This is a genomic window from uncultured Legionella sp. (assembly GCF_937871865.1).
Taxonomy (GTDB): Bacteria; Pseudomonadota; Gammaproteobacteria; order Legionellales; family Legionellaceae; genus Legionella.
On the sequence record NZ_CALMPD010000006.1, the window covers coordinates 1 to 14,981 of the forward strand.

Here is a 14,981-nt window from a genome sequence, read left to right on the forward strand (position 1 = left end):
CTCATTTTTTCAGTAAAGCCTGTTTGTCCTGTTTCGTCGTTGCAGGCAGCGGTTTCTCCCATGCAGCTTAATTATAAATAGAGTGAGGTTTGACTCAGGTCATGCCCTGCGAGCAATTGTCATCACCCAGGGATTTCTTTCTCTGGCTTTTGTACGTTACGTTTTATATAAATTTGTTGTGGAGGTAAATCATGCAAGTGAGCCCTATAGATCATGCTTCCAATCTAATGGCCCCCGCCCCTTCGGGAATACATCCTACCGCATTAATTGCTCCTGGAGCGACAATTGGCTCTGATGTAAGTATTGGTCCTTATTCAATAATTGGTGAACATGTTCACATTGGGGATGGAACAACCATTGCCTCACACGTTACTATTGAGGGCTGGACCCATATAGGCGAACGTAATCAAATAGGTATAGGTTCTGTTTTGGGCGGGATTCCACAAGATCTTAAATTCAAGGGCGAAATCAGTAAAGTTTTTATTGGTAACGAGAATATTCTTCGAGAATATGTGACCGTAAACCGAGGAACTGCAGGTGGAGGAGGCCAAACATTTATTGGCGATAATAATGTAATTATGACCTCTGCACATGTTGCTCATGATGTCTTAATTGGCAATCATAATATTATTTCCAATGCAGTTGCTATTGGTGGGCATGTAGTCATCGAAGATTGGGTTACAGTCGGTGCTTTGTGTGGATTGCACCAATTTATTAAATTGGGGAGCATGGCGATGATAGGTGCCTTAAGTTTGATTACCAAAGACGTTACACCTTATGCTCTGGTCGCAGGTAATCCGGCAAAACGTTATGGGCTTAATATTGAGCGCTTACGGCGTAGTGAATATAGCCCGCAAGCAAGAATCGCTATCCAGCGCGCTTATAAAATACTGTTTCACCAAGGGATTCCCTTGAGCGAGGCTATTGAACAGCTTGAATCTGAGTTTTCTGATAATAAGGATGTTCAACTCCTTATTCAGTTTCTTTATAGCTCAACCCGTGGCATTTATCGTTAGTTTAGCGTTAAGGTATTTATGTTATCTCACCAATTTTCAATTCCAGCAAGGCCTTTTCGCTTGTCTGAATTAGCGCAGATTGCTGATGCTTCTTTATTGAATGAGCAAAGTGGCTCTTTTGTGGTTTCTAATATAGCATCTCTTGCGGATGCTGGTGCAATGAACCTGTCCATGTTGCATCAAAAAAAATATCTGAGCGCTTTAAAACAATCGTCAGCAGGTGCTTGTATTATGGCTCCCGAGTACGTGGATTACGCGCCGAAACACATGCATTTGCTGTTACATAAAAATCCTTATAAAGCTTATGCCTTGATTACTCAGGCTTTTTACCCTGGTGAACCAATTCAGCATTTTATCGCCCCTACTGCTTATATTTCACCTAGTGCATCTATTGGCGAGCAGTGCCAAATTGAACACGGGGCTTATATAGGCCACGAGGTGACGATCGGAGCTCGTTGTAAAATTGGGGTTAATACCTTCATTGGTGATGGGGTTGTATTAGGTGATGATTGCCTTATTGAAAATAATGTGTCCATCTGCAATACCGTCATGGGGCACAAGGTTTTGGTCTATCCTGGGGCGCGAATTGGCCAGGATGGATTTGGATTTGCCAGTGATGCCGCGGGGCATTATAAAATTCCTCATTTAGGGGGGGTAGTTATTGGCAATGATGTTGAAATTGGCGCTAATACCTGTATTGATAGAGGTTCTCTGGGAAATACGGTCATTGGTGATTGTTGCCGTTTGGATAATCTGGTACAAATTGGCCATAATGTTAAAGTCGGAAAAGGATCCGTTATTGTTGCTCAGGTGGGGATCGCAGGGAGTACGGAGTTAGATGAATTCGTAACCTTGGCGGGGCAAGTAGGGGTTATTGGTCATTTAAAGATTGGTAAAAATGCTACGATTTTGGTGGGCAGCATGGTGCTGCAAGATGTGGATGCTGGTGCACGCGTGGGTGGCTTTCCTGCTATGCCAGACAGACATTGGCTTAAACAAATACATACTTTAAAAAAACTTACTCAACACAAGAGAGAGCAAGAAGATTAAGGATCGCTAAAGCTGCTTTTTGATTGGCGTTTTTTCGCAAGCTGAGGTGAATATCAGTGAATTGTTGCTTTAAATGTTCATGTTCGGGGGATTGCAGTAATTGCATCACTTGCTGCGCAATGGGCTTTGCTTTTGCTTTCTTTTGCACGTATTCCGGAACCAAATTTCGATTGGCTAATAGATTAGGCAAAGAGATGAATTGTATTTTTAATCTGGGGGCGATAAGTGCATGGGTTATTGCCCCCCACTTGAAAGCGACCACCATGGGGCGTTTTAATAGCATCGCTTCTAGAGTGCTCGTACCCGATTTTGCCAGAACCACATCCGCAGCAGCCATGGCCTCTCGAGAATTTTGGTAGGTTAAGTGCAATTTTAAATTGAATTTTTTGTCTCTCATTTGTTCTTCAAAAAGGGTGCGTAAATGGCTATTCGTAAAAGGAACAATGAATTGAGTTTCGGGTTGGTGTATGCTGATTTCTTGCATGACATCAAGAAATAATGGGCCCAAATAGTTTATTTCTCCTGTCCTGCTTCCTGGTAAAACAGTAACCAGCTTGGCCTGGGATGGGTAGCCTAAGGCATTTTTTTGCTGCTTTGCATCAATAGTCAAATCAATAATATCAGCTAATGGATGACCAACAAATTGCGCTGGCACATCATACTGCTGATAAAAGGTTTCCTCAAAGGGAAAGAGAGTTAAAACCAAATCAATCGCTTTTTTTATGAATAGAACACGTTTTTGGCGCCAGGCCCAGACCTTAGGGCTGACGTATTGAACTGTTTTTATCCCATGTTTTTTTAAGCGACAAGCAAGCCCCAGGTTGAAATCAGCATAGTCTATCCCTATAAAAACATCGGGCGGATCTATCTTCCATCGCTCAACCAACTTTTGGCGGATTTTATAAAGCTCAAGATAGCGTTTAAGCACATCAACAATACCCATGACGGACATGCGTTCCATCTTTACGAAGGAATGAAAGCCTTCTTCAAGCATTTGAGGACCACCAATTCCCTCAAATTGAATGTGAGGCTGGTGTTTTTTAAGCTCGCGGATTAACTCTGCGCCCAGGAGATCGCCTGACATTTCTCCTGCTATCATTGCAATCCTGAGTGGTCGTGACATGGTTAGTAAATCTTAAAGTTATAATTGGGGATACTAGCTTAAAGGGGTTTTAAAACAAAGGATTATTTTACAATGGAATCTACTGCTTGTAGACTCTAGCAGTGACTTATTTGGGGCGGCTTATCGATTGAGATTCGAGATTAAAACGGCTAATTAGGATGATGTATAAAATGGTTGCACTAAAGCGTAATGTAAACACTCTTCCTGTGACATGCCTTGGCTGGCTGGTCTATTGGTTAAGGCCTTTTAATAAAAGTAATGCTCAAAAAAATATTGAACGAGTATTTCAAAACTCATTAACTGGCCGTGAGAAAAAACGATTGTCCGTTGCTTATTATTCTCATGTGATTAGGTGTATTAAGGAAATCATTCTATATGCTTTCGTTGATAAACATCGTTTGGCGAAACGCGTTAATATCATTGGTATAGAGCATTTAAATCAAGCAGTCCAAAAAGGGAAGGGAGTGCTTGTGATGACGGGACATTTAGGAGGATGGGAGTTTGCTCCTCTTTTTTCGTTCCCCACGTTTGATTGTTATAAAGACCGATTCTACTGCATTAGAAAATCGTTGCGATTTGCCTTTCTTGATAAAATATTTTTACGTCGATTTGAAGCCGTCGGTTTTCAGATAATCAATAAAAACAATGCCGTGCGTCATGTTCGTAAGGCATTAAAAAATCAAGGCATTGTTTTTTTCCCCTTTGATCTTCGTCCCCATCATAGTGCCAAGAATAATCTATGGGTTGATTTTATGGGGCAAAAAACGAATACCTACGCCAGCCTGGCTTATCTGGCCGAGCGATGTGAAACCCCTGTTGTCTCGGTGACGTTTTATCGATTACCTAATCAACATCACGTCATTGAATTTCATCCTGAAATAATTGAGCAAACAGGTGAAACTCATGAGGATAAATTAATGCAGAAGACAAAGAGGTACAATAGGCGTCTGGAAGAGATGATATTGCTTAACCCTGAGCAATGGCTTTGGTCATATAAACGCTGGTAAATTACAGAGATCTTTATGAATAACGACATTTTTTCCAAGCTCCGGGTCAGTGTTGCTGGGCGTATGTTTTATCATCTTTTTCCCCTGAGAAAGCAAATAGTCTTAGATAATATCGAACGTGTATTTAAAGACAGGGTCAACGGAAAAGAGAAAGCACGGTTGGCCAAGGCATTCTATTCGCATTTTGCGCTGACCGTAAAAGAATTAATTGCTATGAGCTGGATCAGCCCAAAACGCCTTGAATCGTTGATAGATATTCGGGGTAAAGAACATCTGCTGGATGCAGTTAATCAAGGACGAGGATGTTTGATGCTTACTGGTCATTTGGGGAATTGGGAATTAGGGCTATTGGGAATCGCTTATCATCTGATGCCATTAGTGGGACCCGTCTGTGTGATAAGACGGCCAATCAAGCAAAAATGGCTGGAGCGTAAAGTATTTCAACGCATGCAACGTTGGGGAATAAAACGCATCGATAAATCGGGGGCTATTTTGAAAGTTCATCGTGCCTTGAAAGCGAAAGAAACCATAATATTCACTATAGATCAGCATGCTCAGATAAAAAAAAATGAAGGGCTGGCGGTCGATTTTTTTGGCAGTAAAGCTGGAACCTATAAAAGCCTTGCGTTAATTGCTGGCAGCTCCAAAGCACCTGTTGTGCCTGCCGTAATATATCGTGAGAATCACAAGCACATTTTAGAGTTTTTACCCGCGCTTGCATGGGCAGACGGCGAAGAGCATGAGGACTCAATTTATCTTAATACGCTACGTTATAATCAAATATTAGAACAGATGATTCTGCAACATCCAGAACAATGGTGGTGGGCGCATCGTCGCTGGAAGGAGGGATAAATCAATAAAGCCCCTTTCTTAATTTTATATTCGTATGACCAATTCATCCTGCCTTTAGTCTGGGTGAGTCGTGCTGTTTTGGTGGTTAATTATTGATTTTTAATCTATATTAATTGTTGAAGTAAAAATATTCGTATTATTTACATCTTATTAACTTTATGTAGGAAGCTCATTATGAACAATAATAAATCATTTAAATGGGGATATGGAATTGTTATGGTCTTAGCCTTAGGACTATCTGGTTGTTTTATGGATAACACGCAAAGTGTTCAGGAAGGTACTTATTCAACAGCTCCTGATTACAGTGCGCCAAAACCGCCAAAAGCAGCAACTACCACCAGCGACTCTGCTAAAGCAGCACAAAAGAGCTATACTTCCAAAGAACCTACCCAAAAGACAACGCCTGGGCCTAAACGCACAGCGGCACCGCAATTACCAGTTATTCAATAATTATTCTTTCTTAAAATACTCCCTTTTATGAAATGTCATAAAAGGGAGTTATTCTCTTAGTTTCTCTTTGCTCTCAGTTTGCTATCGTGCGTGGCCTGCCTATACTCAATAATGTATTGGGATTAAATAAATGGGGTGCGACATATGAATAATAACGGGGTATTTAGAGGGAGTATTTGGGCGGCAGCTTTGGTGGGCTTATTAGGCTGTGCTAATCAATCGGTACCGGTGGCAACCGATTCTGCCCACCCCCGCATGCAAAAAACTAACGGATACGATCAGGTCGATCTGGAATCTGGTATTGCGAAAAGTCCTATTCTTATTAGTGCTCCGGGGCCTGCCCCTTCTAGTCCTACAGCAGGAGAGCTATCTCCTGCTCTGAGTCTTCCGGTGGAAACTCCTGATGTTGAGTAAGGCCTTGGTATACTAGACCTGTTTCAGATGAGATACCATGTGTTATGTGTAAGTAAGGCTACTGGTATTAGAGGAGAGTTTCTTTTCATCACTAATGGGTTGAAACAATCCGTTGCGGTTTGTACTCAAAAGAACATTATTTTCAATTGGTTGATTGATATTATAATCAATGCTTAGTTCAGGTGGAAACAAAGACCCCTGATACTTATTTTCTTCCCATTTGTTAAAATAACTCCATAATTCGCTAAGAAAATCGGCGCGAAAATAGTTGTCATTAGTGCGGAATCCTTTTTCAATATTCAGGTAAAAACCACTTACATTTTTTAACTTAGGATATTCTCCGTAACAATAATACATAAAGAGACCTCTTTCATCGGTAAACAATATGGTTTCGGATTCCGGTAAATTAAGGGCACTTGTTATCTTAATATCTACATCTTCCCTTAGGTTGGCAGTTAGGAAAAAATTCAGGATTTCTTCTTGTGTTATAGGATGAAACTCTGGCTCGTCTACTACATTCATCTGATATATTTCTTCGGCTATCAGGTTAAAATAGGCTTTTTCTAAAGCACTTTGTGCCAAAGTATTCTGATATTTTTCATTGGGATTGGGTTTGAACTGAGGTAAAATCTCACAGTCCGCCTTTTCACCACGAAGTTCAATGATAATCTCTTTCGTTCCATCTTCTTTCGCTTGCGAAATAAAAGAAGATAATGATTCTCCCAAAATATTTTCCTCATCGGAGCTTTCAAAATAAGTTTCAGGTTCTGAATAGGAATAGGAGGGATCTATGTCATCGAGTAAGCGAAGCTTGAATTTAGAATAATGTTTCGTTAAGGCATTAATATAGTCTGTATTATCTACACTAAATTTAAATATAAGCCGTGGCATGTGAATTATCCTCTGGTTATGTCTCGCGGTTTTAAAACATATAATAAGATCCTTATTGAAATGAGACCCTATAGTTTTGTGCGTTTTCATTGTGCTCTGAGTTATCTTTCTGGGTGTTTATTAATTGATTTTTCAGATTAGTTATTGCTTCTTTAACTACCGCAGAATTAATAATTTGATTATTATCTAAATGTACCTTTTTTTGATATTCGTTCAATAAAACATCAATTGCATGAGTCGTGTTGCAATGAGTAAAATGTACGTTTAACCACGATTGAAGAGAAGTCATATCTAAATTGGTATAATGATAAGCGTCTTTTTTATCATCCCAGGTGGTTGTAAAAAATGGTACATAAACAAGGTTCTTTTCTTGTTTTCCTTCATTTTTAACGTCTGAATTATTCAAGCTATTTTGTAATTGTGCTACTGAATTTGTGTTAAATGAAAATCCTATTTCTGTAATGAGATCCTAGTATAAGAATTTGCTATATATCGCGGTATTACTAACATGAATCTCTTGCGAAAATTGGTTACCAAAAAACATACTTGTATTTATTACTATAGTTTTGGCTAATAGAGGATCAAATGCTCCTTGACTCAATAGCTCAATGATAATGGATTGGTCCACATCAAAAGAGGGAATTTCATCTGGATCCGGGGTATAGGGTATACCTAAAATTTTACATACTGATTTTTTGTCACTGCTTCTTTGTTTTATTAAGCCTTTGGATAGTAAATTTTGAAATTGTTCTTCTGCCAATGGTAACTCTGAACGTTTAAATCTCATATTAATGGCTCTTCCTATTTTTTGAAGTCATTATTTTATCATTAAGTTCCTTTTTTTTGTCAATTTTTTGCTGAAGATGGATTAAGGAGTCTGATGTTGTCATAAGAGCAGGAGGAGGTTCGTGACAGAACAGATTATATTCCGGCAGAGAATTCTGTCGGAATATAACGGGGCATAAAATTACTGAGGGTAGATCATTTCTTCTGGTTTTACATATTCCGCAAATTGCTCTGCCGTCAAAAAGCCTAGCTTTACCGCAGCTTCTTGTAACGATGAATTATCATGATGTGCTGTTTTCGCTATTTTGGCAGCCTTATCATAACCAATGTGCTGATTGAGGGCGGTGACCAACATTAAGGAGTGATGTAAGTAGTAATCGATGACGGGTTGATTCGCCTCAATCCCTTCTGCACAAAATTCCTGGAATGAATGACAGGTATCTGTCAGTAAATTCAGCGAGTGTAATACATTGAATATAATGACTGGTTTGAATACATTAAGCTCAAAATTGCCTTGGCTGTCTGCAATACCAACCGTGGCGTCATTCCCTAGTACCTGGGCACAAACCATAGTCATTGCTTCACATTGAGTGGGGTTTACTTTGCCGGGCATAATTGATGAGCCAGGTTCATTTTCAGGAATAATCAGCTCGCCTATACCACAACGGGGGCCTGACGCGAGCCAACGGATGTCATTGGCAATTTTCATCAGGGCACAAGCCAGAGTTTTCATCGCTCCGTGGGCAAAAACCAAGGGCTCATGTGAGGCCAATGCGGCAAATTTATTCGGGGCGGTGACAAAAGGTAGTTTGGTTATTTCTGCAATATGGTGTGCTACTTGCGCCGCGAATTGAGGATGTGTATTCAAACCAGTCCCTACCGCAGTTCCTCCGGCAGCTAATTCGTATAATTCAGGTAATACTTCTTCCAGTCGATGAATACAGGAGTCCAATTGAGCGACATAACCGGAGAATTCCTGGCCTAAAGTAATAGGAACGGCATCTTGTAAATGGGTTCTGCCAATTTTAACGATGTCTTTGAAGGCGGCCATTTTTACTGTAAAAACATCCCTTAAATTTTTTACTGCGGGTATTAGTTTTTCATTTAAGGCCAGTGCTGCAGCAATGTGCATGGCAGTAGGGAAGGTATCATTGGATGATTGTGACATATTAACGTGATCATTGGGATGCACTGGCGACTTGCTGCCCATGATCCCCCCTGCTAATTCTATAGCACGATTTGAGATAACTTCATTCGCATTCATATTGGATTGCGTGCCACTTCCTGTTTGCCAGACATGTAGGGGAAACTGAGCATCCAGCAGTCCTTTGCTTACTTCATCTGCTGCTTTAACGATCAAATCCGCTTTGTCTTTGGGTAACTTGCCTAACTCAAAATTAGTCAAGGCCGCCGCCTTTTTTAAAATACCAAAGGCGTGAGTTACTTCGCGCGGCATAATGTCCTGGCCAATATTGAAATGGTGCAGTGAACGTTCGGTCTGTGCTCCCCAGTATTTATCTGCAGGCACTTCTATTTCGCCCATACTGTCTGATTCGATGCGCATTTTAGTCATTATTATTTCCTCAGCATAATTTTATATTTAAGATTGGTGGTGTACCGGAGTTGTTGTCATTTCAGGTGAAAATCCCTACGTGCGATAGTTTATCCACAGTATCTGCGCACAAGGTGCGGGGCGTAGTTTTTGGTATGAAACGGCAACAGACTCTAATTAAATAGCTTAATCCTTGCGAATTGTAGATAATAATTCTAGCACAGCAGACGTTTATAAGTAATTTTTGTTATAGTGTCTTATCAAAAATAATGGTGAATTAAGTGAGAGAAATACGAATTTATCAGCCAGGTCATTACGAAAGTGCTCAATTACTTGAGTTATCCCCTGAGGCAGGCCAACATGTAGCTGTTGTTTTACGAATGCAACCTGGAGAAAAGCTGATCTTGTTTTGTGGTGATGATCGCGAATTTGAAGCAACAATTGAGCGAGTCAAAAAGAAGCAGGTCATCGTGTTGGTTGGTGCCGTGAACGTCAGGAGTCGTGAATCATCATTAAATATTCATTTGGCGCAAGCTATTTCTAAAGGTGATCGGATGGAGTGGGTCATGCAAAAATCAGTTGAGTTAGGCGTTGCTTCCATTACTCCTGTGATTTCCGAACGATGTGTCGTGAAACTTGATAAAGAGCGAATGGAAAAAAAACTGCACCAATGGCAGAACATTGTTATTGCTGCTTGCGAGCAATGTGGCCGCAATATGGTTCCCCTCGTTCATCCTCCTGTATCTTTTGAACACTACGTCCAATCTGCACAGGCAGAATTAAAATTGATTTTACATCCTGATATGAGTAAAACGTGGCGTGATTATCCTTTGAATCAGTCCGATATCACACTGATTATTGGGCCCGAGGGTGGTTTAAGCAATGATGAAGTGGAATTGGCTTGTAAATACGGGTATTTACCCTTATCTTTGGGGCCACGAATTTTACGTACAGAAACAGCAGCGCTAACTGCTTTAAGTATCTTGCAAGCGGTTGGCGGTGATCTATAATAGTACTTTGAACTGTAAATTATTGAGGAATACTCATGAGTGATAATATTAAATCTGTGACAGACGCGAGTTTTGATCAGGACGTGATTAATGCAAACAAGCCTGTTCTTGTCGATTTCTGGGCAGAATGGTGTGGTCCTTGCCGAGCGCTTACTCCTATATTGGAAGATGTTGCGACAACCCACGGTAAAGACGTTAGTTTTACTAAAATTAATATAGATGATAATCCTCAGGCAGCTGCGAAATTTGGTGTGATGAGCATTCCTACTTTAATTTTATTCAAAAATGGTCAGGTGGCGGCGACTAAAATGGGCTTATTATCCAAATCACAATTAATTGCCTTCGTTGAAAGCCATAGCTAATAGCACTGAATTAATCGTTGAGCTGAGCTCGTACGGTATTATACCACTTAGTTAGGGATTTTGTTCGTCATCAAGAGGAGCTCCCCTGATTAGGGAGATCCTTCGCTCTGCTCAGGATGACGTATTTTTCTCAATGTAATAGTGGTGAGTCTGTGCAGTGTAACCATTCGTTAGGGATTTTGTCCGTCATCCAGAGGAGCTTGCGACGAAGGATCTCCCTCGGATTCGGGTGCTTCTTCGCTATGTTCAGGATGATGTGCTTTTCTTAACATCATTGTAGTGAGGCCGTGTGATGTCCAACTATCATCCAACTCGCCTCTTGATTAAGGTACTGGTTGTAAAATTACTTTATATTTTTAGAATAAAAAAGTTGGATCTTGTTGGAAAGCTGTGATAGCCTGTTAACAATATGCAAGATACTTTAAAGCAAGTGTGCTGCATAGGCAGCCTAATCCTTAGCTGCTATTCCCTAACAAAAATTTTCTCGGATATTCAATTCGTTTAAACAACAAATCAAGTGAGAAGTATGAATCTTAGTGAACTTAAGCAATTACCTATTGCCGACCTCGTTAATATTGCCCAGGAGATGGGAGTCGAAAATACCTCCCGTATGCGCAAGCAAGACATCATTTTCGCTATTCTTAAGGCACATGCCTTAAAGGGTGAAGACATCCATGGTGATGGTGTTTTGGAAGTTTTAACTGATGGTTTTGGTTTCTTACGATCTGCAGATGGTTCTTATTTAGCTGGACCTGATGATATTTATGTTTCACCCAGTCAAATCAGACGTTTCGGCCTTCGTTCCGGTGATACCATTTCGGGTAAAATTCGCCCACCTAAAGACAGTGAGCGTTATTTTGCATTGCTGAAAGTAGATCAGATCAACTATGACTCGCCAGAGCGTGCCAAGCACAAAATATTATTTGAAAACCTTACTGCTGTATTTCCTAAAGAACGATTGGGTTTGGAGCAAGGCAATGGCAGTACAGAAGATTTAACTGCTCGAGTTGTTGATTTATGTGCTCCGTTTGGTCGTGGCCAGCGAGGCCTCATTGTTTCTCCGCCAAAAGCGGGTAAGACTTTGATGCTGCAAAACATCGCCCGTTCGATCGAAAAAAATTATCCGGAATGTTACCTCATCGTTTTATTAATCGATGAACGTCCTGAGGAAGTAACTGAAATGCAACGTTCCGTAAAAGGAGAGGTTGTTGCCAGTACATTTGACGAACCTGCGAATCGCCACGTTCAGGTTGCTGAAATGGTCATCGAGAAAGCGAAGCGTTTGGTCGAGCATAAGCGGGATGTTGTTATTCTGCTTGACTCTATTACGCGTTTAGCCCGAGCTTATAATACCGTTGTTCCTTCATCTGGTAAGGTACTGACCGGTGGTGTTGATGCCAATGCTTTGCAACGACCCAAGCGTTTGTATGGTGCAGCACGAAATATTGAAGAAGGTGGTAGTTTAACAATTATTGCCACGGCTTTAGTCGATACAGGTTCTAAAATGGATGAAGTGATATACGAAGAATTCAAGGGAACCGGTAACATGGAAATCCACCTGAGCCGTAATATTTCTGAGCGCCGCGTATTCCCAGCGATTAACATTAATCGTTCTGGAACTCGTCGTGAAGACCTTCTGTTAAGCCCTGAGGATCTGCAACGAACCTGGATATTGCGTAAAATTCTGCAATCTATGGATGAGTGTGATGCAATTGAATTCTTGATTGAGCGTATGAAGAATCATAAAACCAACGCTGAATTCTTTGATGCGATGAAAAGGCAGGAATAAAGGGTATAGTACATACTGACTCTACTTGTCATCCTTACTGCCTGTGAGGATGACGAACTAGTGATATCTCCCTAATCTCTGATGTGTATACTGTGCTACAATGATGTAGCGCTGTCTGCAAAGACTTTCACCCATTTTGAGTTCAATCACTGATGAAATACTCTGATCTAAGAGACTTTATAGCCCAACTGGAAGCACGTGAATTATTAAAACGCATTGATTATCCTGTTTCGCCTTATCTTGAAATGACTGCCGTGAGCGATCGCGTATTACGTGCAGGTGGACCTGCCCTTCTTTTTACTAATACCCCCAATCATCAGATACCTGTTTTGACTAATTTATTTGGCACTGTGGAACGTGTGGCTATGGGGATGGGGGAAGAGTCTATCTCTGCTTTGCGAGAAGTAGGTAAATTATTAGCTGCTTTAAAAGAGCCAGATCCACCGAAGGGATTCAAAGATGCCTTTAGTAAATTGCCTTTGTTGAAGCAAGCCTTGAACATGGCGCCTAAATATGTGAATGGTGCTGAGTGCCAGACTCATGTATGGGAAAACGATGAGGTTGATTTATATTCATTACCGATACAAACCTGTTGGCCGGAAGATGCGGCTCCTTTAATTACCTGGGGTCTGGTCACGACAAAAGGCCCGCATCAAACCCGTGAAAATATGGGAATATATCGCCAGCAAGTGTTAAGCAAAAATAAATTGATTATGCGTTGGTTGTCGCATCGTGGCGGTGCACTGGATTATCAGGCATGGCAGCAGGCTTATCCAGGAGAACGATTTCCAATCGCTGTGACCTTGGGGGCAGATCCGGCAACAATTCTTGCGGCAGTAACCCCTGTTCCAGATACATTATCAGAATATGCTTTTGCTGGTTTATTGCGTGGCCAACGCACCCGTTTGACTCGTTGTATTGGCAATGATTTACATGTTCCCGCCAGTGCCGAAATTATTTTAGAAGGTTATCTTGAGCCTGGGGTTGAGGCGCCTGAGGGGCCATACGGTGATCACACCGGCTATTATAATGAAGTACAGTCTTTTCCCGTGTTTACTGTTGAGCGTGTTACCCACAGAGAACAACCGATTTATCACAGCACTTATACTGGAAGACCACCAGATGAACCTGCTATTTTGGGTGTCGCTTTGAATGAGGTTTTTATTCCCTTATTACAAAAGCAATTTCCTGAAATTGTCGATTTTTATTTGCCACCAGAAGGCTGTTCTTATCGATTGGCAGTTGTGACCATAAAGAAACAGTATCCAGGTCATGCAAAACGAATTATGATGGCTGTCTGGTCCTTCCTGCGCCAATTTATGTATACTAAATTTGTGATTGTATGCGATGACGATGTAGATGCCCGCAATTGGCAGGATGTCATTTGGGCTATGACTACACGGATGGATCCTGCACGTGATACCGTCATGATTGAAAATACACCTATTGATTATCTGGATTTTGCTTCACCGATTTCAGGTTTGGGTTCAAAAATGGGAATGGATGCAACCAGTAAATGGGACGGAGAAACCCAAAGAGAATGGGGTAAACCAATAGTAATGGATGATGATATTTTGCAAAAAGTAAACGGTTACTGGTCTTCATTAGGTATCGATTGATGAATGAAAAAACAGTCCATGCTCAAGTTGACGCGATTTCCCCATTAACTGACAGCATCATACAGTTAGTATTAGCTCCTGATGAGTTTGTTCCATATCAGGCCGGCCAATACCTGAATATTCTTTTGGGAGATGAGGAGTTTAGCTATTCTATAGCTAATGCTCCCTTAGGGGCACACAAATATGAATTGCATATTCGACACAGTCTGGATAATCCCTGCAATCTTCGCTTGTTTGCCCACATAAAAGAGCATGGCTCCCTCACTTTGCGCCTACCATACGGTACCTGCAGTATTAATGAATTAGATGCACAAAGGCCTATTCTGTTTATTGCTGGAGGCACTGGTTTTGCGCCGGTTAAGGCCATGATAGAGCAGCTTTTGGCAACTACAGACAATCGAGCATTTGAGTTACTCTGGGGAGCGCGCTCACGCAGTGATTTATATTGGGACGAAAAGGTAATCTATTGGCAGAAACATGTCAGTCACTTTAAGTATTGTTCTTTATTATCTGATGAAAGCAACGATACTCTGGCTTCCTGTACGTTGGCAAGGCACCCTGATGATCTTAATGAGTGGCAGATTGTACTAAGTGGCCCATTTGATATGGTGTATCACACCAGGGATGTGTTGGTGAGTAATGGAGTATCGGCAAAACATCTGTTTTCAGATGCATTCAGTTTTGAATCCCGCTAGGATTTATTGACGCAAATTAACTCTCAAGGAGAACAGGCATGGAGACTTTATATCAAATCTTAGGTGTTATTGGTGCAGGCTTGATCCTGTTTATCTTATACCGGGTAGTAAAAGGAAGTCCTGAACAATTCAGTAAAGCAAACTTGAACAAAAGTGCTTTAACCATGGGGGTTTTAGCTATAATTTTAATTGGATTTATTGCTTTATTAATATTGATGTTGAGAACGACCTAAATGCAAAATTGACTAAAGTTTGGGCTTTGTCGCATAAATGACACCAGGCGTAATCGGGACTTATTTTGGGCGTACTCATGCAGCGAGTCCATAGAACTGTTCAAAAATAGTTTGATTGGCAGCTTCTTTATG

Annotated in this window: 17 protein-coding genes; 12 read left to right on the forward strand and 5 right to left on the reverse strand. The window is 41.0% G+C overall.

The window, feature by feature from the left end:
- Positions 1-191: 191 nt before the first annotated feature.
- Both lpxA and lpxD read left to right on the forward strand, forming a co-directional pair.
- A complete protein-coding gene (lpxA, locus tag Q0495_RS00095) occupies positions 192-1,016 on the forward strand; it encodes an acyl-ACP--UDP-N-acetylglucosamine O-acyltransferase (RefSeq protein WP_298621835.1) in 825 nt (274 codons plus the stop codon).
- Positions 1,017-1,034: 18 nt separating this feature from the next.
- Positions 1,035-2,066: a UDP-3-O-(3-hydroxymyristoyl)glucosamine N-acyltransferase gene (gene lpxD, locus Q0495_RS00100; RefSeq protein WP_298621837.1), complete on the forward strand. Its 1,032-nt coding sequence runs from the start codon at positions 1,035-1,037 to the stop codon at positions 2,064-2,066.
- Here lpxD and lpxB read toward each other — a convergent pair.
- Positions 2,035-3,189, reverse strand: coding sequence for a lipid-A-disaccharide synthase (gene lpxB, locus Q0495_RS00105; protein ID WP_298621839.1), 1,155 nt, complete (start codon positions 3,187-3,189; stop codon positions 2,035-2,037). The genes lpxD and lpxB overlap by 32 nt on opposite strands.
- Before the next feature lie 158 nt (positions 3,190-3,347).
- Here lpxB and Q0495_RS00110 point away from each other — a divergent pair, with 158 nt between their 5' ends.
- From Q0495_RS00110 to Q0495_RS00125, 4 genes are all read left to right on the forward strand, one after another.
- Entirely contained in the window at positions 3,348-4,196 is an 849-nt protein-coding gene (locus Q0495_RS00110; protein ID WP_367274355.1) for a lysophospholipid acyltransferase family protein, read from the forward strand.
- 15 nt (positions 4,197-4,211) lie between these two features.
- Positions 4,212-5,048: a lysophospholipid acyltransferase family protein gene (locus Q0495_RS00115; protein ID WP_298621840.1), complete on the forward strand. Its 837-nt coding sequence runs from the start codon at positions 4,212-4,214 to the stop codon at positions 5,046-5,048.
- A gap of 174 nt (positions 5,049-5,222) precedes the next feature.
- Positions 5,223-5,498 (forward strand): hypothetical protein, encoded by a 276-nt coding sequence (locus tag Q0495_RS00120; protein ID WP_298621842.1) that lies wholly within the window; start codon positions 5,223-5,225, stop codon positions 5,496-5,498.
- Between the two features lie 144 nt (positions 5,499-5,642).
- Positions 5,643-5,912, forward strand: a complete 270-nt coding sequence (locus Q0495_RS00125) for a hypothetical protein (RefSeq protein WP_298621844.1) — start codon at positions 5,643-5,645, stop codon at positions 5,910-5,912.
- A gap of 42 nt (positions 5,913-5,954) precedes the next feature.
- Here Q0495_RS00125 and Q0495_RS00130 read toward each other — a convergent pair whose 3' ends face one another.
- The 4 genes from Q0495_RS00130 to fumC form a co-directional block, all read right to left on the reverse strand.
- Entirely contained in the window at positions 5,955-6,803 is an 849-nt protein-coding gene (locus Q0495_RS00130; RefSeq protein WP_298621846.1) for a hypothetical protein, read from the reverse strand.
- A gap of 52 nt (positions 6,804-6,855) precedes the next feature.
- The gene (locus Q0495_RS00135) at positions 6,856-7,209 is read right to left on the reverse strand and encodes a hypothetical protein (protein WP_298621848.1); all 354 of its coding nucleotides are present in this window, start codon (positions 7,207-7,209) and stop codon (positions 6,856-6,858) included.
- 63 nt (positions 7,210-7,272) lie between these two features.
- Positions 7,273-7,590, reverse strand: coding sequence for a hypothetical protein (locus Q0495_RS00140; protein ID WP_298621849.1), 318 nt, complete (start codon positions 7,588-7,590; stop codon positions 7,273-7,275).
- Positions 7,591-7,770: 180 nt separating this feature from the next.
- Positions 7,771-9,162, reverse strand: coding sequence for a class II fumarate hydratase (gene fumC / locus Q0495_RS00145; RefSeq protein WP_298621851.1), 1,392 nt, complete (start codon positions 9,160-9,162; stop codon positions 7,771-7,773).
- Positions 9,163-9,422: 260 nt separating this feature from the next.
- Here fumC and Q0495_RS00150 point away from each other — a divergent pair, with 260 nt between their 5' ends.
- From Q0495_RS00150 to Q0495_RS00175, 6 genes are all read left to right on the forward strand, one after another.
- Positions 9,423-10,151 carry a 16S rRNA (uracil(1498)-N(3))-methyltransferase gene (locus tag Q0495_RS00150; protein WP_298621853.1) on the forward strand — a complete coding sequence of 243 codons (729 nt, stop codon included), beginning with the start codon at positions 9,423-9,425 and terminating at the stop codon, positions 10,149-10,151.
- 35 nt (positions 10,152-10,186) lie between these two features.
- A complete protein-coding gene (gene trxA / locus Q0495_RS00155; protein WP_298621855.1) occupies positions 10,187-10,513 on the forward strand; it encodes a thioredoxin in 327 nt (108 codons plus the stop codon).
- A 526-nt stretch (positions 10,514-11,039) separates the two neighbouring features.
- On the forward strand, positions 11,040-12,302 hold the full coding sequence (gene rho / locus Q0495_RS00160; protein WP_298621857.1) for a transcription termination factor Rho: 1,263 nt from the start codon (positions 11,040-11,042) through the stop codon (positions 12,300-12,302).
- A gap of 152 nt (positions 12,303-12,454) precedes the next feature.
- A complete protein-coding gene (gene ubiD / locus Q0495_RS00165; RefSeq protein ID WP_298621858.1) occupies positions 12,455-13,921 on the forward strand; it encodes a 4-hydroxy-3-polyprenylbenzoate decarboxylase in 1,467 nt (488 codons plus the stop codon).
- Complete coding sequence (locus tag Q0495_RS00170; RefSeq protein ID WP_298621860.1) at positions 13,921-14,616, forward strand: NAD(P)H-flavin reductase; 696 nt, start codon at positions 13,921-13,923, stop codon at positions 14,614-14,616. The genes ubiD and Q0495_RS00170 overlap by 1 nt, the downstream gene beginning before the upstream one ends.
- Before the next feature lie 38 nt (positions 14,617-14,654).
- The gene (locus tag Q0495_RS00175; RefSeq protein ID WP_298621861.1) at positions 14,655-14,849 is read left to right on the forward strand and encodes a hypothetical protein; all 195 of its coding nucleotides are present in this window, start codon (positions 14,655-14,657) and stop codon (positions 14,847-14,849) included.
- Positions 14,850-14,981: the final 132 nt, after the last annotated feature.